We start from the raw sequence: 24,827 nt of genomic DNA on the forward strand, positions 1-24,827 counted from the left end.
CGTCAGTTTGTAAAAGCGTCGATCAGGTTCAGAACCGCCAGAACCCGGCGCGTGTCGCTGTCCACCCGATAAATCCGGTTGTCGTCCCGGTAATACTGCCAGCCGGACCGGGGATCGAGGTCATAGCGGCGCGGATCGGAAATGACGATGTAATCGCCGACCCGCAGAACGTCGCCGACGCGCGTCCCATAGCGGACCTCTTGCTTGCGGGCCTGGCCCGGCGGAACGCAAGGCGGATTTTTCTTGGCGAGGCCGGGCGGACAGCCCACGACCTGGCGCGCCTCTGCGCCATGCCCCTTGGCCTTGCCGTTGCCCTGACCGCCGCCGCGCCCCGGATCGGCCGATGCAGGGCCTGCGCACAGCGCGGCGATCAACACTGCCGCCGCCGTTGATGCGAAAGAGACTTTCATGACTGCTCCTGTGATGACAGCGTCTGGCCGCATAACGCGCGACCTGCCGAAAGGCCGCATCACGATCGTGTCTTCGGCGCGGCCTTGCCGGTGGGTTGCAGGCCCGCAGGGCCCACCCGCGCCCGCCACAGGGTGAACAGACCCGCAGCAACCACAATGCCCGTGCCGATCACCACATGGGGTTGCAGAACCTCGCCAAAGACCAGCACGCCGATAAGGCTGACCCAGGCCAACTGGGTATAGGCAAAGGGTTGCAGGGCCGAGGCTTCGGCCACTTCATAGGCGCGGATCAAGAGGTAATGGGAGAGGATTCCGCAGACGCACAGCAATCCCATCCAGATCCAGTCGGCGGGCGCCAGCCATTCCCATTGCCGGATGCCAAGGATCGTCACCGTGACCGCCCCGGCAATGCCGGTCCAGAAAAAGCTGACCTGTGCGGGGTCGTCGCGCGACACATGACGCGTCAGAAGCCCATAGATCGCAAAAAGCAGGGCGCAGACAAAGGCCAGAACGGCGCCCAGGTTCAGGTCCGTGCGACCGGGCTGAAGAATGATCAGGATGCCGACGAATCCCACCGCGATCGCGGTCCAGCGGCGCCAGCCGACCCGTTCGCCCAGGATCGGGCCGGACAGGGCCGCCACCAGCAGGGGATAGGCGGTGAAAATGGCATGGGTGCCGACCAGGCCCAGGCGCACGAACGCCTCGACCATCAGGGTGGTCTCGATCACCAGAATCGCCCCGCGCAGGATTTGTGTCCTGGGCCGCCGGGTGCGGATCGCTCGCTTCAGCCCGCCCGGCTGGCGCGACACCATGGCGATGACGAAAAGCGCAAAGACCCAATAGCGGATCATCACCACCAGGACCGGGGGATATTCCGCCCCCAGCACGCGCGAAAACGCATCCTGCCAGCCAAAGATCAGACAGGTCGCGCACATCAGGACGATCCCCAGTCCCGTCCGGTCCGGCCTGGCCCCCTTTTCGACCGGCGGAAGGGGCGGGGGCGCAGAGGCCGCCGCGGCCGAAGCGGCATAGGGTGGGCTGTTCTGATCGTCTGGCATGGCGCGTCCCCCGGTCCGCTTCGCCATGCGCCGGTCCCGCCGCAAGGTCAAGCCAGCCCGGCCCTGCGTATCCGGCAAGCCGGGGATACCTCTTTCCGTTGCCTCAATCGCGGGTTCGGATGATCTTGGCCAGCGGTTCGAAAACCTGGGTGTTGGCGGCGATCAGGCGGCCCGATTCCAGCGGGTCGTCGCCCTCGCGGATGCCCTCCACGAAGCCGCCCGCCTCGCGCACCATCAGGATGCCGGCGGCCACGTCCCAGGGCTTGTTGCCGCGTTCCCAGTATCCGTCATACCGGCCCGCCGCGACATAGGCCAAATCCAGCGCGGCCGACCCCATCCGCCGCACCCCTGCCGTCAGTGGCATCAGCCGGGCCAGATCCTGCAGGGCCGCAGGCAGAGGGCCGCGCCCGGCAAAGGGGATGCCCGTGGCAAACAGCGATTCATCCAGCCTCCGGCGCCCCGACACCCGCATCCGCTGGTCGTTCATGAAGGCCCCGCCGCCCTTTTCGGCCACGAACAGTTCGTCCTTGGCCGCATCGAAGATGACGGCGGCGACGATTTCGCCCTTGTGTTCCAGCGCGATGCTGACCGCCCAGTGCGGCAGGCCGTGCAGGAAATTGGTGGTGCCGTCCAGCGGATCGACGATCCAGCGGCGGGTCGGATCCTCGCCCGCGTCCTCTCCGGTTTCCTCGCCCAGCCAGCCATAATGGGGACGCGCCCCGCGCAGTTCGTCCTTGATGATCCGTTCGGCCTCCTGGTCGGCCTTGGTGACAAAATCGCCCGCGCCCTTGACGCTGACCTGAAGGTTCTCGACCTCGCGGAAATCCTTGACAAGGCTGCGCCCGGCCTTGCGGGCGGCCTTGATCATGACGTTCAGATTGGCGCTTGCCATGGGATGCTCCGGGACAGGGGGGCGGACAGGGGGTTGGCGGGCGTCATAGGGGCAGGCGGCGGAAATGTGAAGCGTCAGGGCGTCACGCCGCCGCCTCCCGCAGCATCCGCAACGGCTCGGTCCGCGCCAGGCGCAGGACATGCGCCATGTAGGGCTGGTTCAGGTCGTCCTGGCGCACGGCGGCATAGAGGCGGCGGATGATCCCGCCGCGCGTCAGCGGCAGCATGGCGATTTCCGCATTGGCGGCTTCGCGGCGCAGCACCCAGTCGGGCATCACCGCGACCCCGCGCCCCGACGCCACCAGCATCAGCGCCACGGCGGTCAGTTCGACCGTGCGGCTCTGGGCGGGTTCGATGCCCGCCGGGGTCAGGAACTGGCTGAACACGTCCAGCCGGGCGCGGTCCATGGGATAGGTGATCAGGGTTTCCCCGGCCAGATCAGGCGGGTCGGCATAACCCTTGGCGACCAGCGGATGACCGGCAGGCACCACCAGCGTGGGCGAATAGTCGAACAGCGGCTGATAGGCGATGCCCGCCATCTCCTCGGGGTCCGAGGAGATCACCAGATCGACCTCTTGCCGGGCCAGGGCCGGCAAGGCGCCAAAGGCAAGCCGCTGGCGGATGTCCAGGTCCACCTCGGGCCAGGTGCGGCGAAAGATGTCCAGCACCGGCAGCAGCCAGTCGAAACAGGCGTGGCATTCCATGGCAATGTGCAGCCGCCCGATCCGGCCCGCCTCGACACCCTTGAACTCGGCCTCGGTGGCGGCGACCAGCGGCAGGACCTGTTCGGCCAGCCGCAACAGGCGCATTCCCGCGGGGGACAGGCGCAGGGGCTTGGCACGGCGCACGAACAGATCGACTCCGGCCTGTTCCTCGAGCGCCTTGACCTGATGGGACAGCGCGGACTGGGTGATGTTCAGAACCTCGGCCGCGCGGGCAAGGCCGCCCTGTTCGTGGATCGCGTGGACGGTGCGCAGGTGGCGCAGTTCCAGATGCATGGTGAAACAGGCTCATGTTGATCTTGAGGATTATGAATTTGTCTCACGCCGCAGGCCATGGCACAAGCACCGAAAGAAAAGGAACCGCCATGTCCCGCCCGACCGTCAGCTTCGAGTTCTTTCCGCCCAAGACGCTGGATGCGTCCTTTCGGCTGTGGGAAACTGCGCGGGCCCTGGCGCCTCTGGACCCTGATTTCGTGTCCGTCACCTATGGCGCGGGCGGGACAACCCGCAAGCTGACCCACGAGGCGGTGACAACCATCAACCGCCACTACGGCGTCCCGGTGGCGGCTCACCTGACCTGCGTGGAGGCCACGCGGGCCGAGACGATGGAGATCGTCCAGGCCTATGCCGATGCCGGGATCCGGCAGATCGTGGCCCTGCGCGGCGACGCGCCCAAGGGGCAGGACCGGTTCGCGCCCCATCCCGAAGGCTTTGCCAACACGGTCGAACTGATCCAGGCGATCGCCGCGCGCGGCGACATGACCATCCGCGCCGGCGCCTATCCCGAACCCCATCCCGACAGCCCTGGCACGGATGCCGACGTGGCCTGGCTGAAGCGCAAGATCGACGCGGGCGCGACCAGCGCGATCACGCAGTTCTTCTTCGATGCGGACACGTTTTTCCGGTTCCGCGACAAATGCGCAGCCGCAGGGATCAGGGCGCCGATCATTCCCGGCATCCTGCCGATCCAGGGCTGGGCGGGGGCCAGGCGGTTCGCCGCGACCTGCGGAACAAGTGTGCCAGCCTGGGCCGATGAGGCGTTCTCAAAGGCTGCTGCCGAAGGCCCGGAGGCCGAGCGGGCGTTGTCCTTGCGAGTCTGCATCGACTTGTGCCATCGCCTGATGGACGGCGGCGTGGACCGGCTGCATTTCTATACGCTGAACCGGCCCGACCTGACGCTGGCGGTCTGTTCGGCCCTTGGGGTTCAGCCGGTGCGCGATCTGGGGGCGGTGGCGTAAGGCCGGGGCCACGTTTCCCCCCGGCCCCCGAAACCGGCCAGACAAAAATGAGGGTCCCCTATTCGAAGCCCATCACCGTGGCGCGGGTCATGGCCCCAAAGCCGTTGAAGCGGGTATTGGTCACGACCGAATAGGCGCCCGCGCCATGAAAGATGACATAATCGTCTTCGTCTGTGTCATCGGGCAGGCCCATTTCGCCGGGAAGGCGGTCCACCGAATCGCAGGTCGGGCCAAAGATGACGCGGCCGCTGCGTTCGCCGGTGCGGGGCTTGCCCTGGGGTGTCAGAACCTCGATCCGGTCGATGTTGCCGATGATCGGCAATTCCGCCAAGCCGCCATAAACGCCATCGTTCAGGAAGATGTTGGTTCCGTCGCGCACGCCCTTGACCCGGGTGATCAGCGCATAGGCGTCCGCGCAGAGGCCCCGGCCCGGTTCGCAGACCAGCGCGGGGGCATCGTCGCCAAAGCATTCGGTTACGGTATCGCCGATCTCGGCAAAGATGGATGTCAGGTCAGGCTCGACCCCCACCACGCGGTGCGAGGGAAATCCGCCGCCCACGTTCAGCCGCTGTGCCCGGACGCCGGCCATGTCGCAGATGTCCTTGGCGACGCGGATATAGCTTTCCCAGGCGATCGGGTCGGTGCATTGCGTGCCCGGATGGAAGGTCAGCGAGGCGACATAGCCGCGTTCCGCCACCAGCCGCAGCAACTCTGCCGCCAGTTCCGGCGTCGCGCCGAATTTCGACCCGAAGTCATAGGCCGCGCCCAGAACCGGCAGCTTGAAGCGGGGCGAGATCTCGACCCCCTGCCCTTGGACATGGGCCGGCACCTGTTCGAACAGCTTGTCCAGTTCGCTGCGGCTGTCCACGGACCAGGCCAGAATGCCTTCGCGCACGCCATGGGCGATTTCCCGGCGTGACCGGACCGGGTTGTGGTAATGGCGTGCGGCACGGGGGGCCAGGCGTCCGATCAGGTCGATCTCGAACGGGGATGCCACGTCGAATCCCTTGATGCCGGCGGTGACCAGGTTCTGGATCACGGCCTCGTCGGGGTTCGATTTCACGGCATAGGTGACAAGGCCCGGAAAGCCGTCGAGGAACTGCCGCGCCCGATCCTGCAACACCGTGGGCGCAAAGGCCATCACCGGGTGGTCGGGCTGAAGATGGCGGACGATCTCGGCCGGATTGTCCCAGACGGTCTTGTGTGTCCCCATTGAAGGGTTCCTTTCGCGGGTTCGGTCAGGCGGACATAGGGTCAAGGCCCTTTAATCCAGAATGGCGCTTTTGGGTTTCAGTTTCACCGATGAAAAGACCAGAATCGCATGTTATGCCGATCATTATGACGAAATTCATGTCGGTTTGACGAAATCCGTGGGTGATGGTGATGGATGATCTGGATCGCAACATCGTGGCGCTGCTATCGCAGGACGCCCGCATGTCCATCGCGGTGCTGGCGCGGCGGCTGAAGGTGGCGCGGTCCACCCTTCAGGCGCGGCTGGAACGGCTGGAAACGTCGGGCGCCATCGCCGGATATACCCTGCGCCTGGGCGAGGCGGCCCGGCTGGGCCGCATCCGCGCCACGGTGCTGCTGGCGATCGAGCCGCGCAGCCAGCCGGCCATCCTGTCGCGCCTGAAGGCCATGACCCCCGTCGAGCGCATCCATACCACCAGCGGGCGGATCGACCTGCTGGTGCAGATCGTCAGCGGATCGACGGCGGAACTGGACGAGGCCCTGGACCGCATCGGCGCCATCGACGGCATCCGGTCGTCCGAAAGCCTGATCCATCTGTCCACCAAGCTGGACCGGTCGGTCTAGCGCAGGCCGAACAGGTCCACGAAATCCTGCGCCGCAGCGGCATCGCCCGTCAGGCCGATGGTGCCGTTCCGCGCCAGATCGGATAGCGGCGCCGGACCATAGACGGCCCGCGCCAAGTCATTGCCGTTTCCCGACAGAACGAAACCGGCCGTTGGATCGGCCCCGGCCCGAGGCCGCAGAATGCCGTCGCCTGTCAGGTGCAGCGTGAAGGCCTCGTCGCCCATGACGAGCCCTGCAACCGCGTGCGCCGGCGTGGGCCGGATCATGGCCGTCATGGAAATGATCAGCGCCGTGGGGCTGATGAAACGGCGCGGGTCGTGGCCTGGATGCAGCGCCCCCCACCGGCACATGGCCTGCAACACCGGCATCAGGCCGCGCCCGGAATCGGTCAGCGCATACAGGCCGGCACCCTGCGCCACCACGCCCGCCTCGGCCAGTTGCCCCAGCCGCTGGGTCAGCACCGCCGCCGTGACGCCGGGCAGCCCGCGGCGGATCGCCTGGAATCGCTTGGGCGTCAGCATCAGTTCGCGCGCCACCAGCAGCGCCCAGCGGTCGCCGACGACGTTCAGCGCATGGGCGGCAAGGCACCCTTCGTCATAGCGGATGCGCGGGCTCTGGCGTGGCTCTGTCATGGCGAAGCATTATCAGTTGCTTTTTCATACCACAATGGGCAGGCTGAGTCGCATGCGGGCCACCATGCCGCCGCAAAAGAGAGGGCTCATGACCTATATTTTCGGTTTCGTGGCGGCTGTTCCGGCTGCCAACAAGGATGCGTTCATCGCCCATGCCAGGGCCGGATGGCCCTGGTTCCAGAAACGCGGTGCCCTGCGCATGGTCGAATGCTGGGGTATGGACGTAAAGCCCGGAAAGCAGACCGATTTCTATCGCGCGACCCAAGCCGAGGAGGGCGAGGTGCCGTTGTTCTCGTGGATCGAATGGCCCGACCGCGAAACCTGTGATGCGGCCTGGGCCGGCATGGACAGCGATCCGGATCTGCCTCGGATGCCGGAATTGCCCTTTGACGGCGCCCGCATGTTCTGGGGCGGCTTCGAACCCATCGTCACGGTCGGCGACAGCCAGCCCGGCCGCTATGTCCAGGGCTTCGTGCTGGCCGCGCCGAAAGACAGGAAACAGGCCTATATCGACATGGCCCGCAGCGCGACAGACATGTTCACCCGCATGGGCGCCACCTGCCAGATGGAATGCTGGGGCGTGGACGTGCCCCATGGCAAACAGACCGACTTCTATCGCGCGACCCAGGCCGAGCAAGACGAAGTGCCGCTGTTTTCCTGGATCGAATGGCCCGACCGCGCGACCTGCGACGAGGCCGGCCGCAGGATGGAGGCCGAGATGGCCGGCATGGACATGCCCGCCATGCCCTTTGACGGAATGCGCATGTTCTGGGGCGGCTTTGCGCCCGTCTTTGACAGCAAGACCCCTTAGGGTGCTGCCAGGACACCCCATCAGGGACAACCGGTCTGGATCGCACCCGCGACAGGCGATGCCGCCGGGCGCATCCGGGAATCGGGGCGTCATCCCCCATGGGTCTTCACCGGTGACCGGCAATTCCCATATCCTGATCGCGACCGATCCGCAGGGCACCGGCATCGCCCTGCTTGGCACTCTGGAGGAGACGCCATGACCCCCGTCCTGACCACCTATGACTGGGTTCCCGAATTTCCGCGCGGTTTCGTGCGCGACATCCGCGTGCGCTGGCTGCTCGAGGAACTGGGGCGGCCCTATTCCGTGGAAACCGTGCCGCTGCGCGACAAGTCCGCCGGGCATCTGGACAGCCAGCCCTTCCACCAGGTTCCCTTTCTTCGCGACGGCGACCTGACGCTGTTCGAATCGGGCGCGATCCTGCTGTATCTGGCCGAGGGCAGCGACCTGATCCCCGCCGCGCAGCGCCCGATTGTCCAGCAATGGCTGATTGCGGCCCTGAACAGCGTCGAGCCGTTCAGCATGGCCTGGGTTCTGGCCCGGTTCTTTGACAAGGACGAGGCCGGGGCCGCGCGGCAGGAACCCCGGCTGCACCAGCGGCTTGCGCAGGTGCAGGCAGCCCTGGGGGATCAGCCCTGGCTGACCGGCGACCGCTTTACCGTCGCCGACCTGATGATGGCGGATATCCTGCGCATTCCGGCCCAGAACGGCTTTCTGGACGACCTACACGCGCTTGCCGCCTATGTCGAGCGTGCCACCGACCGTCCGGCCTTTCGCAAGGCCCTGGCCGATCACATGGCGCATTGGCGGGCGGCAGACGCGCGCATGGCCGCGGGATAAGCCACCGCCTGTCCCTTGGCCTTTGCCCCCGCTTTCGCTAATCCCGTTCCCAAGCGAAGGGGATCTGCCGACATGAGCATGGACAAAAGCTTTGACGCCAAGGCCGCCGAGGCGCGGATCAGCGCGGCCTGGGAAGAATCGAACGCATTCGCCGCCGGGGCCAATGCCCGGCGCGCGGAAACCTTTACGGTCATGATCCCGCCCCCGAACGTCACCGGCAGCCTGCATATCGGCCATGCCTTCAACAACACCTTGCAGGACATCCTGGTCCGCTGGCACCGGATGCGCGGCTTCGACACGCTGTGGCAGCCCGGACAGGACCACGCGGGCATCGCCACGCAGATGGTGGTGGAACGCAAGCTGGCGTCCGAGGGCAAGCCGCCGCGCCGCGACTGGTCGCGCAAGGATTTCACCGCTGAAATCTGGCGATGGAAACAGGAATCCGGCGACACCATCATCAACCAGTTGAAGCGCCTTGGCGCGTCCTGCGACTGGTCGCGCAACGCCTTCACCATGTCGGGCGCCCCCGGTGCGCCTGCGGGCGAGGAGGGGAATTTCCATGACGCGGTGATCCGGGTGTTCGTGGATCTGTACAACAAGGGGATCATCTATCGCGGCAAGCGGCTGGTGAACTGGGATCCGCATTTCGAGACCGCGATCAGCGATCTCGAGGTCGAGAACCGCGAGGTTCCGGGCCACATGTGGCACTTCAAGTACCCGCTGGCCGGGGGCGAGACGTATGAATACGTGGAACGGGACGCCGACGGCAACGTCACGCTGCGCGAGACGCGCGACTATATCAGCATCGCCACCACCCGGCCCGAAACCATGCTGGGCGACGGCGCGGTGGCAGTCCACCCGGATGATGCGCGCTATGCCCCCATCGTCGGCAAGCTGTGCGAAATCCCGGTGGGGCCACGGGAACACCGCCGCCTGATCCCGATCATCACCGACGAATACCCCGATCCGACCTTCGGGTCGGGCGCGGTCAAGATCACCGGCGCGCATGACTTCAACGACTATGGCGTGGCCCTGCGCAATGGCATCCCGCTCTATTCGCTGATGGACACAAAAGGGGCGATGCGCAGCGACGGGCTGTCCTATCCCGAGTCCGCCGCCATCGCCACCCGCGCAGCAAAGGGCGAGGATGTGGGCGACGTGTCGAACGTGAACCTGGTTCCCGAGGATCTGCGCGGGCTGGACCGGCTCGAGGCGCGCAGGCGGGTGATCGACCAGATCAATGCCGAGCGACTGGCGGTGACATACCTGCACAAGGAAATCGACGAGGATACTGGGGCCGAGCATCTGGAACGACGCCCGCTGGTCGATGCCAAGCCGATCATGCAGCCCTTCGGCGACCGGTCCGGCGTGGTGATCGAGCCGATGCTGACCGACCAGTGGTTCGTGGATACCAAGCGCATCGTCGGCCCGGCGCTGGAGGCCGTGCGGTCGGGCCGCACCGAGATCCTGCCCGAGCAGCACAGGAAGGTGTATTTCAACTGGCTGGAGAACATCGAGCCGTGGACCATCAGCCGCCAGCTTTGGTGGGGGCACCAGATCCCGGTCTGGTATGGTCTCGATCTGTCGCCAGAGGGCCAAGTCGAAGATGACCATGATGGCGCCCTGGACGAGGTTGAAATCTTCGCCCTGTTGGAGGAGGGCCTTGTCCACCGCGACGAACTGCACCGCGCCGCCGCCAGCTTTGCCGAGGTAGCCGAGCAGTTTCGCGATTCTATCGCGGGCCTGCCTCAGCCGCTGGAGATCGCCCGCATCGTCGAGGTGGCCGACCGCGAAGCCGCCGTCGATATCTTTGCGCAGGGACTGGCCGAATACAACCTGACCGAGGATCCCACCAAGCTGGTCTATCCGGTCTGGCGCGACCCCGACGTCCTGGACACCTGGTTCTCCTCCGGCCTGTGGCCCCTCGGCACGCTCGGCTGGCCCGAGGATACGCCGGAACTGCGCAAGTATTTCCCGTCGGACGTGCTGGTCACCGGCTTCGACATCATCTTCTTCTGGGTGGCCCGGATGATGATGATGCAGTTGGAGGTGGCGGGCGACGTGCCGTTCCGCACCGTCTATGTCCACGGCCTTGTGCGCGACGAAAAGGGCGCCAAGATGTCCAAGTCGAAAGGCAACGTCATCGACCCGCTGTCGCTGATCGACGAATACGGGGCCGACGCGCTGCGCATGACGCTGACCGGGATGGCCGCAATGGGCCGCGACCCAAGGCTGGGTCCGAAGCATGTCGAGGGCGCGCGCAACTTCGTCACCAAGATCTGGAATGCCAGCCGGTTCGCGGAAATGAACGGCGTGCGTGGCGGCGGCCCCCTGCCCCAACCCGGCCATACCGTGAACCGCTGGATCATCGGAGAGGTCGCGCGGATTCGCATGGCCACCGACGAGGCGCTGTCATCTTATCGCTTCAACGACGCGGCGAACGGGCTCTATGCCTTCATCTGGGGCAAGGTCTGCGACTGGTATGTCGAATTCGCCAAGCCGCTGTTCGACGGCGACCATGCCGACGAGACCCGCGCCACGATGGGCTGGGTGCTGGATCAGTGCTATCTGCTGCTGCACCCGGTCATGCCCTTCGTGACCGAGGAATTGTGGCGCCTGACCGGTGACCGTGACAAGATGCTGGTCCATGGCGACTGGCCTGACTATGGGGCCGAGTTGATCGACCCCGAGGCGGATCGCCAGATGAACTGGGTCATCGCGCTGATCGAGGCCATCCGGTCCGCCCGCGCCCAGATGGGCGTCCCCGCAGGGGCAAAGCTGGATCTGATTGTGACCGAGGCCGACGCGACCGCCCGCACGGCCCTGACCGCCAACGCCCCGCTGATCGAACGGCTGGCGCGCGTCAACGCGCCGGTGGACGGCGCGGCAGGCCGGGGCATGATTGCGGTGGCCGTCACCGGGGCCAGCTTTGCCCTGCCCATCGGCGACGTGATCGACGCGGTCGCGGAAACTGCGCGGCTGCAAAAGGCCGTTGCGAAATCTGAAAAGGACGCCGACGGGCTGCGCAGGCGGCTGGGCAATCCGAAGTTCGTGGAAAACGCCGAACCCGAGGTGATCGAGGAAACCCGCGACAAACTGGCCGCCTTGGACGACGACATCGCCCGGTTGAAGGCGGCCCTGGCGCAACTGGCGGCGATGTGATCCGCGGCCGCGTCGTTGCAGTCGGCAAAACAGGAAGCGCTCCTTTGTCCGGGAGCGATGCCTCGGCATGGCGCAACAGACGGGAATGCCCACCTCTCAAGGACTGCCATTCCGGCGCTGCCGCTTCGGGACAACCATTGCCTCAAAAGGCATTTGGTTGTTCCCGAAGGGACGCGAAGGCCCTCACAAGCCATCCATGGAAAGGCGGCCACCGATCGGGACGGTGAATTCCCCGACCCCAGGACCAAACGATCAGGGGTCACTCAGGGACTTGCACCCTAGCGTGCAGGCTGCATGAACTCGCGCAGCATGTCCGCCAGACGGACTTCCGCCTCAAGCGCCAGGCTATGGCCGCATTCCTCGAACACTGCCGAGCGTGCGACGCCGTTCGAGACGCGCTTCATCTGGTCCTCGACCAGGGGACCGAAGAACTCGGGTGCGCCAACGGTCATGATCGGCAGGGTCAGCCTGGTCTTTTTCAGATCCTGGTTGATGCGGGCGTTCTTGAGGCCGGCGCGATAGGTCTCCAGGCAGCCGCGCAATCCGCCCGGCGCCGACAGACGGGCGATCCATTCGCTGATCGCCTCGTCGGTGATGGCGGTGGGGTTCCAGGTTTCGGCCTTGATCCAGAATTCCCAGAACTCGCGTTCGCGGCCCTGTATCAGCATCTCGGGCAGGTGCGGGATGTAGAAGAACGGGATGTGCCAGACCCAGACGCCCTGCTGGCGGAACTGGGCCGAGATGTTCTCGGGGGTGAAGTTCGACCACTCCTCCAGCCCTTCTCCAGACAGCAGCATTTCGCAGAAGGACAGGGTTTTGACGCGGTCGCGCTCGGTCGCGGCCAGGGCATAGGCGAATTCGGCCCCGCGATCCTCGCCGTGCAGGTGGAAGGTTTCATGACCCAGGTGGGTCATCAGTTCGGCCATGTCGCGCGCGTTGGTCAGGGAATCGTAGCCTTCCTCTGCGGGCGGCTTGTCGGTGTCGCCAAACCCGCGCAGGTCGGGGGCCACGACCGTGAAATGGGCCGTCAGCAGGGGGATCAGCTTGTACCAGTAGTAATGCGTCTTGGGCGTGCCGTGCAGCAGCAGCAGCGGCTCGCCCTGTCCGGCGGTGACATAGTGCATCCGGATGCCGTTGACGCGTGCGCGGCCGTGGCGGACGGGATTTCCCTCGTGGTCGTAGATTTCTGGCATGATTCCTCCTCCTGCATGGCGGACGCCGCGGGCCGCCCCTGTGGTCGCGGCCCCCGAACAGGACCGGGGCCGTTCCCGAATGTTCTGGAAAGCGGGCGCCCGCGCAAGGGCGGACGCCGCGCCGCTCAGGCGATGCCGTAGATTTCGCGGGCTTCCTGCTGGGTGGCCAGCGGGCGGCCGACTTCGCGCGCGATCGCCTGCACCTCTTGCAGCAGCTCGAGGTTGGTCGGGTTGCGCGCGGGATCGTAGAACAGCTCCAGGCCCGTCTTGACGTGGCCGCCCAGTTCGATGGTGCGCTTGATGACGTCGCGGGTGTCGCGGTCGCCCTCGCCCCAGATCGAGATGCACCAGTTCGGCGTCTTTCCGGTCTGGTTCAGCTGCTCCATCATGTCGAGATAGTAGTAGAGGCTCTCGCGCGTGGGCTCCATGCCGGAGGTGCCGATCGCCTTGGTCGAAGTCAGCGCGTAGGGCCCGATCAGGTAGAAGTCGACGAAAGAGCCCGGAGTGGACATGCCGCGGTTGATGTAGTGCATGGCGAGGCGCAGTTGGCCGGGCTCGTAGACGCCCCAGATGATGCTCATCTTGTTGGCCAGCGCCTGATCGACCTGGCCGGCCACCTGCTTGTAGTTCCAGCCGTATTCCCGGCCCTCGATGTGGCCCTTTTCGTTCACGTCGAACGCGAAAAGGTTGATGCCGGTATCGATGCAAGAGATGTTGACGTTGTGGGTCTTGTGCAGGAACCCGCTGTGCTCGGTGCCGAACTCGTCCTCGGTCAGCAACTCGCGGTTGCAGGTGGTCGGATACCATGTCAGGTCGGGCCGCTGGCGCAGCACCTCGTCGTAGACGGGATGATAGTCCTTGGCGGCCGCCTCCCCCTTCAGGTTGAAGTCGGTGTTGTGCGTGTGGATCGCGCAGGCCCCGGCGTCCCAGCAGCGGATCGCGTCCTCGATGACCTCTTCGTAGGTGCGCGGCGTATTGGGGTTCATCTCCTTGGTGCGTTCGCCGTTCAGGTGCGATTCCACGATCAGCGGCGTGTCCCAGCCGGGCTTGCGGTCGGCATATTTGTCAAGAGATGTTGCCATGATGTCTGTCTCCTCCGTCATGATCTTGGCTTGTCTTGGGTCGTCAGGGGGCAGGCCCCGCGCGGGGCTTGGCCAGAACAGGGCCTGCCGTGTCTTGGTGTCAGTGAGAGGGCTTGCGGGCGAAGGCCACGGCCAGGATGATGATGCCGCCGGCGACCATCATCTGTTCGCTGACATCCAGCCCCATGATGATCAGCCCGTTGTTGATGGTGCCGATCATCAGCGCGCCGGCGAAGGTGCCGATGATGCTGGCCTTCCCGCCGAACAGGCTGGTGCCGCCCAAAATTACCGCCGCGATGGCCGCCAGTTCCATGCCCTCGCCGAAATTGTAGCGCGCGGTCTGCATCATGCCCGAGTAGAGCAGCCCCGCCAGCGCGGCGGCCAGGCCCGACAGCATGAAGGTATAGAGCTTGATGCGGCTGGTGTTGATGCCCGAATAGTCCGCCGACAGCCGGTTGCCGCCGGTGGCCAGCACGCGCCGTCCAAAGGTGGTATAACGCAGCACCACGTGCCCCACCACGGCCAGCAATACCGACCAGATGATCAGCGACGGGATGCCAAACAGCTTGCCCGCGCCGAACAGGCTGTTGAAGGTCGGATCGGGAATGGCCACCGGGTTGGTATAGGTCACGCGCATGTCCACGCCGCGGATCAACTGCATCATGCCCAGCGTCACCAGAAAGGACGGAATGCCGATCTTGGTCACCAGCAGCCCGTTCGCCAGACCGATCGCCAAGCCCGACAACAGGCCGAAGGACGCCGCAACATACCAATCATAGCCGCCCTGGATGGCCAGACCACAGGTCAGGGCCGAAAGCGCGCAGACCGATCCCACCGACAGGTCCAGTTCACCCGAGGCGATCACGAATGTCATCGCGAACGAGACGATCGAGATCATCGCCGTGGTGCGGGCGATGTTGAAGAAGTTGTTGACGGTCAGAAAGCCCTGATCGCCGATAGTGACGGCAAAAAAGATCAGGACCGCGGCAAAGAAGAAATAGACGCTGTAATCCTGGATGAAGCCCAAGCTGCTGCCCATGCTAGGCCGCATGGACGGGATCGGCTTGGGCGATGAGATGGCCTTGGACTGCATGGTGAAGCTCCTCCTCGGACGTGATGTCCCTTCTTTGAATGTTCTGAACGATCCGCCCTTCGTGCAGGATGAGCATACGGTCGCTGACGGCCAGCAACTCCTCCAGTTCCGACGAGATCAGCAGGATCGCGGTACCGGCATCGGCCAGTTCGCGGATCTGGGCGGTGATCTCTCCCTTGGCGCCGATATCGACGCCGATCGTTGGTTCGTCCAGGATCAGCAGCCTGGGATTGCGGATCAGCCATTTGCTGATCACGATCTTCTGCTGGTTCCCCCCGGACAGCAGCCGCGCGGCCTTCGCCGGGCTGGATGTCTTGATGCCAAAGCGGCCGATCAGCCTTTCGATGACGCCTGAGGCATTGGTGTCCGACACGAAGATGCCGTTCGAGAACCGGTCGAGGTTCGGCGCCATCATGTTGCTCTGGACCGAATGGTCCAGCACCAGGCCCATGCGGCGACGATCCTCGGGGACCATGGCGATGCCAGAATCGATGGCATGTTTCTGATCGCTCACCGGCTTGCCGTCGATCAGGATTTCGCCTGCCGCGGGGGTGCGGCGGCCGAAGATCGCCTCGGCGATCTCGGTGCGCCCGCTGCCCATCAGGCCCGCAAGGCCGACAATTTCGCCGGGGTGGATGTCGAAGCTGACATCGACCACCCGCGGGGGCATCGCCAGGCCGCGGACCTTGACCAGCGGTTCTCCGTGGAATTCCTTGTGACGGTCGTGCCAGGTGAATTCGGACGCGGATGACGCGCCCAGCATGGTTTCGACCAATTGCGGAATGGTCAGGTTCGCACAAGGTTCGGTCATGCGGATCTGGCCGTCGCGCATCACCGTTACGCGATCGCACAGCTCGAAGATCTCGGCCATCCGATGCGAGATATAGACGATCGAGATCCCCGCGGCCTTGAGCTTGCGGATGATCTTGAACAGCGTCTCGGTCTCGTGTTCCGACAGCGAGGCCGTGGGTTCGTCCATGACCAGAATCTTGGCTTTCTGCGACAGCGCCTTGGCGATCTCGACCATCTGCATCATCCCTGCGCTGAGATCCGAGACCAGCGTGTTGGGATTCAGATCCTCGCCAAGATCTTCGAGGATGGAGCGTGCCAGACGGTTCGCGGCACGGTCGTTCAGAAACAGCGAGCCGGCGCGCGGTTCATGGTTCAGCAGGATGTTCTGGCCCACCGTCAGCGTCGGGATCAGGCTGAATTCCTGATAGATCATGGCGATCCCGGCACGCTTGGCGTCGTTGGCGTCATGCAGCCGGATCGGCTGGCCCTCGACCGCGATGGTCCCCGCATCCATGCTGTAAACACCCGTCAGGATCTTCATCAGCGTCGATTTGCCGGCGCCATTGCCCCCCATCAGCGCATGAACCTCGCCGCGCTGCAGGGTGAAATCGACCTTTTTCAGTACCGAGATCGCCCCGAAGGACTTTTCGATATCGCGCATTTCAAGGATGGGGTGTTCGTCGCTCATTGCCCTGCCTCCCGCCGGCGTTCGATGATCCGTGGTTCCGGGGGGCACATGTCGGCGCCCCCCGGGACAGTTTCAGTTCGACAAGGCGTTGGTGATTTCGGCCGGGGCATCCTGACGGTAGATCCGCTTGTAGGATTCGGTCAGATTGTCACGCGTCACCTTGATCGGCGGGATCACGACGAAGGGCGGCACTTCCTCACCGATCAGGGCCAGGGCGCCCAAGCGGGCTTCGGTGATCCCGTTCAGATAGGGGTTCTGCGCCGAAATGCCGGCGATGTAGCCATTCTGAGCCATATTTGCCGCGACGATGTGGTCGAAGTTCTCGTTGACGATGCGCAGATCGGTCGGCGCGATGCCCGCGACCGAGGCCGCCGTCACGGCGCCCATGGCCGGGATGCTCCAGCTCCCATAAAGGCCATCCAGATCGGGATAGCGGGCGAATAGGCCCTGGGCGACCTCCTGGCCACGGTCGGGACCGTTATGGCCGATCGATGCAACCAGTTCGACCTCGGGATGCTTGGCGCGCATCCGGGCGATGAAGCCTTCGTAGCGGACGTTGGTCACGTAAAAGTCGGGCGCATAGTACATGGCCGCGACCTTGCCGCTGCCACCGATGGCGTCCGACAGCATGTCGGCGATGTTCATGCCCAAGGCGTGGTTGTCCGAGGACACCATCGAGACATAGCCCTTGCCCGGCTCGAGACCCTCGGCCACCTGGTCCATGAACACGATCTTGGTGCCGGCGTCAGCCAGTTCCTTGTAGGCGCTGGCCGTGGTCTGGGCGTTCAGCGGAAAGCTGACGACCAGATCGGGCTGCAGCACGCTGACCGTGGCCAGATCCGAGATCTGCTGGGCGTCGCGCCAGTTGGCGTTCGTTTCGGCGATGATCTTGATGCCCAGGCGTTCGAATTCCTCGCGCATCCCGGCAAGCTGCTGCTGCGCCCAGTCGTCGCCCAGCCATCCCAGCGCGATCGCAACGGTAAAGTTGCCGGCCCGGATCTTCTCAAGCTGCTCGTCCGACACGGTGATATCGGAATACAGCACACCCTCCTCGCCGAACGGACCCTCGCCGACCACGATGTCGGACAGATCGTCCAGATTGGCCTTTTCCTGCAGATAGGCCGACGGTTCCTTGAACCACAGCGGATGCTTGACGTTGGCCGTGTTGTCGGCCTGGGCCATGCCCGATGCCAACAGCCAGGTCGCCGAGGCCAGCACAGGCCAGATCGCCTTACGAGTCATCAGCTTCTTCTCCCTTTGTCGCGTATGTTTTCCGGACGCACATGAACATGTGCTTCTCCTCCAAACACTTTGTACATTAATCGTGGGGTTCGGTCAAATGTTCAGTTCCCCATCGACCGGAAAGAGATATGGTTGAAATTTAACGAATAATTAATTTTTTAGGTTTTTCTTGCAGAACCGGACGCACTTTCCGCAAAGGAACAGACAAATTGTTCCAGCGAATCGGACTGGACGGGAATATCATCGGGTTGGGTCACAAGGTTCCCGTATCCCCAGAACGCCAATCCGTTCCCTGAGGCCGAATGCGTTCCCGCTCCCTCAAAGGGGATATCAAACGGATAAAACCGGAAGAAAGGATCGGGACATTGCATCACCTGCGCCGCAAAGGGCGCGACCAGAGCGCGACCCGAAAACGCAAGGCCCTATAGGCTGCCGCGCCGATGTCTCGGTCAGCTTGACGCTTTGCGGCCCCTGGCGCCGCCTGTGGTCCTGCCCGCACTGGCCGGGTCGTGGCGTTCCAGCAGCTCGCGGGCCGTGCGCTCGTCCGTGACAAGGACGCTTGGCCGCAAGGAGTTGATCACAGCCAGCATGATCTCGACCTTTTCGGTGCCGCCAGAGATCAACACCTTGTTGGGAATCCGTTTCAACCGCGCAATAGACATTGAGATTGCACGATCGTTCACCGGGTGGTCCACCGGATCGCCCTTGGTGTCCACGAAATTATAGAGGATGTCGCCCACGGCTCCCGCGTCGATCATGGACTGGCGCTCGGCCTCGGAAACATGGCCAAGCCGGTACGATGTGGTCAGCGACGAGATACCCCCGCAGGACAGCAGGGCGACATTGCAGGCCTCGGCGATCTGGAGGATCTGGTCCAAACCGCAATGTTCAAGCAGCGCGTGTTTTGTCTGGACGGAATCCACGATGGCGGGGGCCGACATCAGATAGCCTTCGGCATCGAACAGTTCTGCGAACTGCCAGGCGAATTCAGCCGGATTGAATCGCCGCGCCTGTGCGATCCCGCCCAACAGCGACACGACACGCACCCCCGACAGGGACCGTCCCTCGATAAAGGGCAGCATCGAGTGCAGGGTCCGGCCCCATCCCACGCCGACCGTCAGGTCATCCTTCATGATCTCGCTGACATAGGCACCGGCGGCGGCCGCGATGACCTTGGTGGCATCGCCGCTTTCGTCGTCGAAGGGCGCCACGATCGCCCGGTCCAGGCCAAACCGTTCTTCAAGCCGCTGCTGAAGTTCTACGACAGCCGCCAGTTGCGACCGGACGCGGATCATCACCTCGCCGCGCCGCTTGGCCTCGGACAGCAGGCGGGTGATCATGATGCGGTTCACGCCCAGTTTCTTTGCGACCTCGGACTGGGTCATGCCTTCGATGAAATACAGCCAGGACGCGCGGACGCGAAGCTGCGTGGCCGGATCGTTTGGAATACGATCACGGGTCTGGTCGGCTGTCTGGTCGTAAGGCATGACCTTTCCCCTTCGACGTGGGCGAACACCCGATCATAGATTGGATCGGATGATCTTTCCAACCTCATCTGAGGCTTCCATTTGCGGCATGTGCCCAATGCCATCGAACAGATGCAATCCGACACGACCGGGCGCGCGCAGCGCATGGCGCCATGGGATGATGGCGTCCTGGCGCCCCCAGATCACGCGAGTGGGCATCTCGACCCGTTCCAGGGCAGCGCGCAGGTCGATCGCCTGGACGCCATCGGGGAACAGCATATCAGCCATGGCCAGTTGCGCCGCGCGCAGGTTCGGATCGCTGCGCGCCGCCATCGCCAGCCGGACATAACTGTCGGTGACAAGGCGTTCGTCGGCGACCAGTGTCCGCAGCCAAGGTCCAAGGCTTTCGGGTCGGGTCGCATTGCCGATCCCCAGAAGGGCCGCGCCATTAACCTCGGCCCCCAGCCCCGCAGGGGCGATCAGGGTCAGCGTGGACACCGATTTGGGCCGGGTGTCGGCCAAGGCCAGCGCAAGTGCGCCGCCCAGGCTGTGACCGACCAGATGGGCCGTTTCCAGCGAAAGCGCGTCGAACGCCTCGCGCAGCACTTTCACCAGATCGCGAAAGCTGGGAATGCGCAGTTTCGGCGATTTGCCGTGGCCCGGCAGGTCGATGCGGATCAGCGGCCGTTGCTTCAGCGCCCCTTCGATGGGCGCCCAGGACATCGCGTCGCTGGCAAAGCCATGGATCAGCACCACGGGCGTTCCGGTGCCGCCCTTCGACCGGGTAACCGCCAGCGGCCCGGTTTCGGCGGCAAATCGCGCCGGGGCCGGTGCGGTTCGCGTCGTCTGCAACGCACTCCGGACATCCTCGCCCTGGATGCGGCCTCGGGGACCGGTCCCGGAAAGGCCGCGCAGATCCAGACCGCTCTCGCGGGCAAGGGACCGGGCGCGGGGCGTGGCGCGAAAGCCTTCGCCGGTTTCGGCCGCAGCAGGGTCATCGGCCAGTGCCCCGGCTTCGTGGGCCGGTTCGGGGTCTGCCGCAGGCACCGGGTCCGGTGCCGCAGACTGCCGGTCGTCTGGTCCGACGGGCTGGTCCGCAGCCGGAGAAGTGCCGACTCCGCCCGGACGCTGCGGAGGCTCGACGGGTTTCTCGCCGGCGGCATAGAGCCATGCGACCGGCTGGCCGATGGCGATCTCGCTTCCCTCCGGGGCGGCGAAATGCAGGACGCCGTCGCCCGGGGCCTCGATTTCCATGGCCGCCTTTGCGGTCTCGATGTCGAACAGCGGATCGCCCTTGGCCACGGCCTCGCCCTCGGCCACGTGCCAGACGGCGATCTTGCCGCTGGTCATGTCCATGTCGACCTTGGGCATGATCACTTCGATAGGCATCAGATCCGTCCCTTGACCACGTTCTTCACCGCCTCGACAATGTCTGGGGTCTGGGGAACGACGGCCTTTTCCAGTTCGGGGTTGTAGGGAACCGGGCATTCGGCGCCGCCAAGACGCACGATCGGCGCATCCAGGAAATCGAAGGCGTCGCTTTCGGCCACCATGGCCGAAATCTCTGCCCCGACGCCCAGCGTCTTGACACCCTCATAGACGCAGACCAGCCGCCCTGTCTTGCGCACCGAGGCCAGTACGGTCTCGTGGTCCATCGGACGCACGGTGCGCAGGTCTATCACCTCGGCGTCGATCCCCTCGCCGGCCAACTGCTCGGCGGCGGCCAGGGCCTTGTGGACCATGATCGAGGTCGCGACGATGCTGACGTCCTTGCCGGCGCGGCGGATGGCCGCCTTGCCGATGGGCGTGGTGTAATAGCCTTCGGGAACATGGCCCTTCATCTTGTAAAGGATCTTGTGCTCGAAGATCATCACCGGGTCGGGATCCTCCAGCGCGGCCAGCAGCATCCCCTTGACGTCCTCGGGGGTGGACGGCTGCACGACCTTCAGCCCCGGCACATGGCCCAGCCAGGCCTCCAGGCTTTGCGAATGCTGCGCGGCCGCCCCGGTCCCCGATCCCGACGGAAAACGCATCACCAGCGGCACCGATACGGCGCCGCCCAGCATGTAGCGCACCTTGGCAGCCTGGTTGACGATCTGCTCCATCGCCAGGGCGGCAAAGTCCGAGAACTGGAATTCGAAGATCGGACGCAGGCCGGTCAGCGCCGCGCCCACCGCGACACCCGCCCCACCCAGTTCAGAGATCGGCGTGTCCATCACCCGGTCGGTGCCGTATTTGTGGACCAGATCACCCGTGACCTGGAATGCGCCGCCATAGACGCCGATATCCTCGCCCATCAGGATGACGCGATCATCCGCGGCCATCGCCAGATCCATCGCCTCGCGGATCGCTTCGGCATAGGACAGTTCGCGCAGCGCGGTCGGGGTATGGGCATTCATTCGGCGGCCTCCTGGACGGTATAGACATCCCGGGTCACTTCCTCGACCTTGGGATAGGGGCTGGCGGCGGCGAACTCGATCGCGTCCTTGATGACCTGTTCGGCCTCGGTTTCCAGGGCGGCCACGCCGTCATTGGTCAGGATGCCATGATCCACCAGCAGGCGCGACATGGACACGATGGGATCGCGGCCCATCCAGTCCGAGATCTCTTCCTTGGTCCGATAGCGGTTTCGGTCGGATTTCGAATGCCCGCGCCAGCGATAGGTCAGGTTCTCGATCAGGCTCGGCCCTTCGCCCCGCCGCGCCCGCGCGACCGCCGCATCGACAGCCTCGGTCACGGCCGAAAAGTCGTTGCCGTCCACGGTCCGGCCCGGCATGGAATAGGCCACCGCCCGGTCGGCGATGTTCCTGACCGCCGTGGACCGCTCGGTCGAGGTGGACATGCCGTATTTGTTGTTCTCGCAGACAAAGACCACCGGCAGCTTCCAGACCGAAGCGATGTTCAGCGATTCGTGAAAGGCGCCCTCGTTGTTGGCGCCGTCACCGAAAAAGCAGATCGTGACCGCGCCGGTGCCCAGCCGCTTGGCCGACAGCGCCGCGCCGACCGCGATGGGCAGGCCGCCGCCGACGATGCCGTTGGCGCCGAGATTGCCCTTGGCAGGGTCAGCGATGTGCATCGAGCCGCCGCGGCCCTTGCAATAGCCGGTTTCCTTGCCAAAGAACTCGGCGAACATCTTACCCAGGTCGGCGTTCTTGGCCACGCAATGGCCATGGCCGCGGTGCGTCGAGGTGATCTTGTCCTCGTCGGTCAGCGACATGCAGGACCCGACCGCCGATGCCTCCTGCCCGATGGACAGGTGCATCGTGCCGTGGATGAGGCCGCGGGTATAGCTGTCCTCGGCCCCTTCCTCGAACTTGCGGATCAGGAACATCTTGCGCAGGGCATCCGTCAACTGCTCGGGGCTATAGGCGCGGATGGCATAGGGGATATTCTGTTCAAGCTGGGTATCAGGCATCGACGACCTCTTTTCCGTACAGCATCTCGTCCTGGCGGCGACGCAGCTCGACCAGGCGGGTGTTGGGCAGGGCGGTGTTGCGGGCGGTGATCAACTCGCCCTTGGCGATGGGCTGGGTGACGACCGCGCCGGTCAGCAAACCCGCCGGCAGCGCCTGCGCCGCCTGGGCGCGCGAAACCTCCATAGCCCAGGCGCGGTAGGTGTATTCGCCGATCTGGTCCAGCTTGTCGCCGGGAACCAGGTTCTTCTTGGCGACCGCGCAGACCTCGGCCACGGGACGGTCCAGCGGAACCATGTCGGCCTTGCCATACAGGACCACGCGCGCGCAGGTCAGCGGCACCTCGAGCGAGGTCAGGTGATAGGGGCGGATGAATTCGAAATACGGGCCGTCGCCCATCTTGAGATCCTTCATCCGTTCCCAGATGCGCGGATGCTCGGCCTCGGCCACGACAAAGACGCCGGGCGAGACGCCCTTGCCGATCGAATAATCGACGCGGCCGATGTCGGACAGGATGCCGCCGTCCTTTTTCGGAACAAGAACCTTGGCCAGTTCCTTCGGCCCGGCGGCCGGCCCGTGCATCCCGTCGCAGTCGGGGATCAGGCCGGTCGCGTTGGCAATGGCGGCCATCTCTACAGCGGTCTTGGACCCGTCCACGAACTCCACCAGCAGGCGCGGGTTCATATGGCGGTCGCGCGCCTCGGCGGCATAGGCGTCGGGGGTGGCGTCGACGTTCAGCGGGTTGTTCTTGCCCTTGCCCGCGCAGACGATGCGGTGGCCCATCGCAGAAACGAATTCGATCAGTTCCATGCAGGACGAGGGCTCGTCCCCAGCACCGAGGCTGTAGATCACGCCCAGACGCTCGGCCTCGCGGCGCAGGTACGAGCCGATGGTCACGTCGGCCTCGACGTTCATCATGACCAGATGCTTGCCGCGCTCCATCGCCCTGAGGCCGATGTCGGCCCCCACGGCAGGAATGCCCGTCGCGTCGATCACCACGTCGATCAGCCCGCTTTCCAGGATCGCATCGGCATTGTCGGTGATGGCGACCTGCCCCCCCTCGATGACCGCATTCAGCGCGTCGCTGCCCGAGGCATCGCGGCTGCGGCCCTTGGCCTGATAGGCGATCTCGACCGCCTTGTGGGCATTGGGCAGGTTGATCTCGGAGATGGCGGCCACCTCGACGCCATCCATCATGGCGGCGCGGGTCACGATATCCGTGCCCATCTCGCCCGATCCGATCAGCCCGATGCGAACCGGTCTGCCGGTGTCGGCGCGCGCGGCCAAATCCTTGGCCAATCCCGTCAATGCAATGTTCGAAGCCATGCTTACATCCCCCACACAGTTGCAGCCACTATGATGAACTATTGCATTTTCGTCAATTCATTTGTTCACGATTGATGGGAGTAAATCCACAATGGACAGACCATCCGCACATTCCGATGACATTCTTGCTGAACTGTTCAGAAAAACTTATCCTTGGGCAAACCGGCTTGAAGCGCCATTCTGTTACCTGGTGTTGCCAAATCCTGTGAAATCGCGGTCTTCTGCGTTAAGCTGTCCGCATCACCGTCCCTCGTCCCAGTGAAAAGTCGTCCCGATGAAAGTGCTGCCCGACCTGAAACTGCCATTGCGCGACATTCTTCGCAGTGCGGCAACGCTTGCCGACACGACCGACGACATCCTTGCGCCTGCTGCAGTGCTGCTGCCACCACCGATTCGCACCCAGGTCGGCAGCCTTGTGAACCGGGTCAGGCAGGCCGGAAAGCGTCTGGTGACGTCGCCGGTTACAGAGGATCAGATCCGCACCGCCGCCCGCTTCGTGGCAGGCAGCGCCCCGGACAATGCGGCTGCCGAATGCTGCGCGACCGTCATCGGGAATGCCTGGGAACACCTTCACGATGCCGCCGGGACGCGCCGCCATCTGATCAGCGAAACGATGCTGGCGGCACGCCTTTCGCGCATGACACGCGGCGCCGGTCAGTCGCCGGCCCAGTCCGGGGCCAATCTGATCGTCAGGCTGAGGGATTCATCGGCCCTTTGGCCGACAGCAAGCCTGGGCGGCGCCCCGACGGCAGCCGAACGACAGGAGGTTGATCTTGCTCTGGTGGCCGTCGTTGTCTGGCTGCTGACCGATCGGCCGGCCTCGCTGCGCGAGGAGGAAGTCCTGCTGGACCTTGCCCTGGCCCTTGTGGGGGCTGTCCGCGCCGACGTTCTGGCGGCCATCACCGATCGCAACCTGCTGGCCCCCATCCTGGCAGACACCGCGGCGCATCTTTGAA

General features: G+C 64.7%; 22 protein-coding genes. 6 read left to right on the top strand and 16 right to left on the bottom strand.

Features of this window, described 5'->3' with window-relative positions:
• Positions 1–2 precede the first annotated feature (2 nt).
• The 4 genes from EYE42_RS09675 to EYE42_RS09690 all read right to left on the bottom strand — a co-directional run bounded on the left by EYE42_RS09675 (position 3) and on the right by EYE42_RS09690 (position 3,357).
• The gene (locus tag EYE42_RS09675) at positions 3–410 is read right to left on the bottom strand and encodes a hypothetical protein (protein ID WP_130991119.1); all 408 of its coding nucleotides are present in this window, start codon (positions 408–410) and stop codon (positions 3–5) included.
• A 59-nt stretch (positions 411–469) separates the two neighbouring features.
• Complete coding sequence (locus EYE42_RS09680; RefSeq protein ID WP_246020690.1) at positions 470–1,495, bottom strand: DMT family transporter; 1,026 nt, start codon at positions 1,493–1,495, stop codon at positions 470–472.
• Between the two features lie 76 nt (positions 1,496–1,571).
• Positions 1,572–2,360, bottom strand: coding sequence for an inositol monophosphatase family protein (locus EYE42_RS09685; RefSeq protein WP_130991120.1), 789 nt, complete (start codon positions 2,358–2,360; stop codon positions 1,572–1,574).
• Between the two features lie 82 nt (positions 2,361–2,442).
• Positions 2,443–3,357, bottom strand: a complete 915-nt coding sequence (locus EYE42_RS09690) for a LysR family transcriptional regulator (RefSeq protein ID WP_130991121.1) — start codon at positions 3,355–3,357, stop codon at positions 2,443–2,445.
• Between the two features lie 89 nt (positions 3,358–3,446).
• Between EYE42_RS09690 and metF the strand changes: the two genes are divergently transcribed.
• Positions 3,447–4,319 (top strand): methylenetetrahydrofolate reductase [NAD(P)H], encoded by an 873-nt coding sequence (gene metF, locus EYE42_RS09695; RefSeq protein WP_130991122.1) that lies wholly within the window; start codon positions 3,447–3,449, stop codon positions 4,317–4,319.
• A gap of 58 nt (positions 4,320–4,377) precedes the next feature.
• Here metF and EYE42_RS09700 read toward each other — a convergent pair whose 3' ends face one another.
• Positions 4,378–5,532 carry a type III PLP-dependent enzyme gene (locus EYE42_RS09700; protein WP_130991123.1) on the bottom strand — a complete coding sequence of 385 codons (1,155 nt, stop codon included), beginning with the start codon at positions 5,530–5,532 and terminating at the stop codon, positions 4,378–4,380.
• Positions 5,533–5,702: 170 nt separating this feature from the next.
• Here EYE42_RS09700 and EYE42_RS09705 point away from each other — a divergent pair, with 170 nt between their 5' ends.
• Entirely contained in the window at positions 5,703–6,134 is a 432-nt protein-coding gene (locus EYE42_RS09705) for an Lrp/AsnC family transcriptional regulator (RefSeq protein WP_130991124.1), read from the top strand.
• Here the strand turns inward: EYE42_RS09705 and EYE42_RS09710 are convergent.
• Positions 6,131–6,766 (bottom strand): winged helix-turn-helix transcriptional regulator, encoded by a 636-nt coding sequence (locus EYE42_RS09710; protein WP_130991125.1) that lies wholly within the window; start codon positions 6,764–6,766, stop codon positions 6,131–6,133. The two genes, EYE42_RS09705 and EYE42_RS09710, sit on opposite strands and share 4 nt — an antisense overlap.
• Before the next feature lie 88 nt (positions 6,767–6,854).
• On the opposite strand from EYE42_RS09710, the gene EYE42_RS09715 reads away from it, so the two are divergent.
• The 3 genes from EYE42_RS09715 (at position 6,855) to EYE42_RS09725 (ending at position 11,576) form a co-directional block, all read left to right on the top strand.
• Positions 6,855–7,577, top strand: a complete 723-nt coding sequence (locus EYE42_RS09715) for a DUF1428 domain-containing protein (protein ID WP_130991126.1) — start codon at positions 6,855–6,857, stop codon at positions 7,575–7,577.
• Positions 7,578–7,772: 195 nt separating this feature from the next.
• Positions 7,773–8,414, top strand: a complete 642-nt coding sequence (locus EYE42_RS09720; protein WP_130991127.1) for a glutathione S-transferase family protein — start codon at positions 7,773–7,775, stop codon at positions 8,412–8,414.
• Between the two features lie 72 nt (positions 8,415–8,486).
• Positions 8,487–11,576, top strand: a complete 3,090-nt coding sequence (locus tag EYE42_RS09725; protein WP_130991128.1) for a valine--tRNA ligase — start codon at positions 8,487–8,489, stop codon at positions 11,574–11,576.
• 278 nt (positions 11,577–11,854) lie between these two features.
• Here EYE42_RS09725 and EYE42_RS09730 read toward each other — a convergent pair whose 3' ends face one another.
• From EYE42_RS09730 to EYE42_RS09775, 10 genes are all read right to left on the bottom strand, one after another.
• A complete protein-coding gene (locus tag EYE42_RS09730) occupies positions 11,855–12,769 on the bottom strand; it encodes an alpha/beta fold hydrolase (protein ID WP_130991129.1) in 915 nt (304 codons plus the stop codon).
• 125 nt (positions 12,770–12,894) lie between these two features.
• Positions 12,895–13,851 (bottom strand): beta-keto acid cleavage family enzyme, encoded by a 957-nt coding sequence (locus EYE42_RS09735; protein ID WP_165455758.1) that lies wholly within the window; start codon positions 13,849–13,851, stop codon positions 12,895–12,897.
• 100 nt (positions 13,852–13,951) lie between these two features.
• Positions 13,952–14,944, bottom strand: coding sequence for an ABC transporter permease (locus EYE42_RS09740; RefSeq protein ID WP_246020692.1), 993 nt, complete (start codon positions 14,942–14,944; stop codon positions 13,952–13,954).
• On the bottom strand, positions 14,892–16,424 hold the full coding sequence (locus EYE42_RS09745; protein ID WP_130991131.1) for a sugar ABC transporter ATP-binding protein: 1,533 nt from the start codon (positions 16,422–16,424) through the stop codon (positions 14,892–14,894). Before EYE42_RS09745 ends, EYE42_RS09740 begins: the two co-directional genes overlap by 53 nt.
• Before the next feature lie 72 nt (positions 16,425–16,496).
• On the bottom strand, positions 16,497–17,666 hold the full coding sequence (locus EYE42_RS09750) for a substrate-binding domain-containing protein (protein WP_130991132.1): 1,170 nt from the start codon (positions 17,664–17,666) through the stop codon (positions 16,497–16,499).
• Positions 17,667–18,115: 449 nt separating this feature from the next.
• Positions 18,116–19,153: a sugar-binding transcriptional regulator gene (locus EYE42_RS09755; protein ID WP_130991133.1), complete on the bottom strand. Its 1,038-nt coding sequence runs from the start codon at positions 19,151–19,153 to the stop codon at positions 18,116–18,118.
• 33 nt (positions 19,154–19,186) lie between these two features.
• The gene (locus EYE42_RS09760) at positions 19,187–20,521 is read right to left on the bottom strand and encodes an acetoin dehydrogenase dihydrolipoyllysine-residue acetyltransferase subunit (protein WP_130991134.1); all 1,335 of its coding nucleotides are present in this window, start codon (positions 20,519–20,521) and stop codon (positions 19,187–19,189) included.
• A complete protein-coding gene (locus EYE42_RS09765; protein ID WP_130991135.1) occupies positions 20,521–21,531 on the bottom strand; it encodes an alpha-ketoacid dehydrogenase subunit beta in 1,011 nt (336 codons plus the stop codon). The genes EYE42_RS09760 and EYE42_RS09765 overlap by 1 nt, the downstream gene beginning before the upstream one ends.
• Positions 21,528–22,547, bottom strand: coding sequence for a thiamine pyrophosphate-dependent dehydrogenase E1 component subunit alpha (locus tag EYE42_RS09770; RefSeq protein WP_130991136.1), 1,020 nt, complete (start codon positions 22,545–22,547; stop codon positions 21,528–21,530). The genes EYE42_RS09765 and EYE42_RS09770 overlap by 4 nt, the downstream gene beginning before the upstream one ends.
• Entirely contained in the window at positions 22,540–23,871 is a 1,332-nt protein-coding gene (locus tag EYE42_RS09775; RefSeq protein WP_130991137.1) for an NAD(P)H-dependent oxidoreductase, read from the bottom strand. Before EYE42_RS09775 ends, EYE42_RS09770 begins: the two co-directional genes overlap by 8 nt.
• Positions 23,872–24,145: 274 nt before the next feature.
• On the opposite strand from EYE42_RS09775, the gene EYE42_RS09780 reads away from it, so the two are divergent.
• On the top strand, positions 24,146–24,826 hold the full coding sequence (locus tag EYE42_RS09780; protein WP_130991138.1) for a hypothetical protein: 681 nt from the start codon (positions 24,146–24,148) through the stop codon (positions 24,824–24,826).
• Position 24,827 lies beyond the last annotated feature (1 nt).

The organism is Paracoccus subflavus (assembly GCF_004310345.1).
GTDB lineage: Bacteria > Pseudomonadota > Alphaproteobacteria > Rhodobacterales > Rhodobacteraceae > Paracoccus > Paracoccus subflavus.

Excerpts from the sequence above, each read along its gene's own strand:
- EYE42_RS09700 (WP_130991123.1), bottom strand. The coding sequence starts at position 5,532 with ATGGGGACACACAAGACCGTCTGGGACAATCCGGCCGAGATCGTCCGC.
- EYE42_RS09760 (WP_130991134.1), bottom strand. The coding sequence starts at position 20,521 with ATGCCTATCGAAGTGATCATGCCCAAGGTCGACATGGACATGACCAGC.
- EYE42_RS09775 (WP_130991137.1), bottom strand. The coding sequence starts at position 23,871 with ATGGCTTCGAACATTGCATTGACGGGATTGGCCAAGGATTTGGCCGCG.
- metF (WP_130991122.1), top strand. The coding sequence starts at position 3,447 with ATGTCCCGCCCGACCGTCAGCTTCGAGTTCTTTCCGCCCAAGACGCTG.
- EYE42_RS09705 (WP_130991124.1), top strand. The coding sequence starts at position 5,703 with ATGGATGATCTGGATCGCAACATCGTGGCGCTGCTATCGCAGGACGCC.
- EYE42_RS09710 (WP_130991125.1), bottom strand. The coding sequence starts at position 6,766 with ATGACAGAGCCACGCCAGAGCCCGCGCATCCGCTATGACGAAGGGTGC.
- EYE42_RS09765 (WP_130991135.1), bottom strand. The coding sequence starts at position 21,531 with ATGAATGCCCATACCCCGACCGCGCTGCGCGAACTGTCCTATGCCGAA.
- EYE42_RS09750 (WP_130991132.1), bottom strand. The coding sequence starts at position 17,666 with ATGACTCGTAAGGCGATCTGGCCTGTGCTGGCCTCGGCGACCTGGCTG.
- EYE42_RS09740 (WP_246020692.1), bottom strand. The coding sequence starts at position 14,944 with ATGCAGTCCAAGGCCATCTCATCGCCCAAGCCGATCCCGTCCATGCGG.
- EYE42_RS09770 (WP_130991136.1), bottom strand. The coding sequence starts at position 22,547 with ATGCCTGATACCCAGCTTGAACAGAATATCCCCTATGCCATCCGCGCC.
- EYE42_RS09715 (WP_130991126.1), top strand. The coding sequence starts at position 6,855 with ATGACCTATATTTTCGGTTTCGTGGCGGCTGTTCCGGCTGCCAACAAG.
- EYE42_RS09735 (WP_165455758.1), bottom strand. The coding sequence starts at position 13,851 with ATGGCAACATCTCTTGACAAATATGCCGACCGCAAGCCCGGCTGGGAC.
- EYE42_RS09745 (WP_130991131.1), bottom strand. The coding sequence starts at position 16,424 with ATGAGCGACGAACACCCCATCCTTGAAATGCGCGATATCGAAAAGTCC.
- EYE42_RS09720 (WP_130991127.1), top strand. The coding sequence starts at position 7,773 with ATGACCCCCGTCCTGACCACCTATGACTGGGTTCCCGAATTTCCGCGC.
- EYE42_RS09685 (WP_130991120.1), bottom strand. The coding sequence starts at position 2,360 with ATGGCAAGCGCCAATCTGAACGTCATGATCAAGGCCGCCCGCAAGGCC.
- EYE42_RS09725 (WP_130991128.1), top strand. The coding sequence starts at position 8,487 with ATGAGCATGGACAAAAGCTTTGACGCCAAGGCCGCCGAGGCGCGGATC.
- EYE42_RS09755 (WP_130991133.1), bottom strand. The coding sequence starts at position 19,153 with ATGCCTTACGACCAGACAGCCGACCAGACCCGTGATCGTATTCCAAAC.
- EYE42_RS09730 (WP_130991129.1), bottom strand. The coding sequence starts at position 12,769 with ATGCCAGAAATCTACGACCACGAGGGAAATCCCGTCCGCCACGGCCGC.
- EYE42_RS09675 (WP_130991119.1), bottom strand. The coding sequence starts at position 410 with ATGAAAGTCTCTTTCGCATCAACGGCGGCGGCAGTGTTGATCGCCGCG.
- EYE42_RS09780 (WP_130991138.1), top strand. The coding sequence starts at position 24,146 with ATGAAAGTGCTGCCCGACCTGAAACTGCCATTGCGCGACATTCTTCGC.
- EYE42_RS09690 (WP_130991121.1), bottom strand. The coding sequence starts at position 3,357 with ATGCATCTGGAACTGCGCCACCTGCGCACCGTCCACGCGATCCACGAA.
- EYE42_RS09680 (WP_246020690.1), bottom strand. The coding sequence starts at position 1,495 with ATGGCGAAGCGGACCGGGGGACGCGCCATGCCAGACGATCAGAACAGC.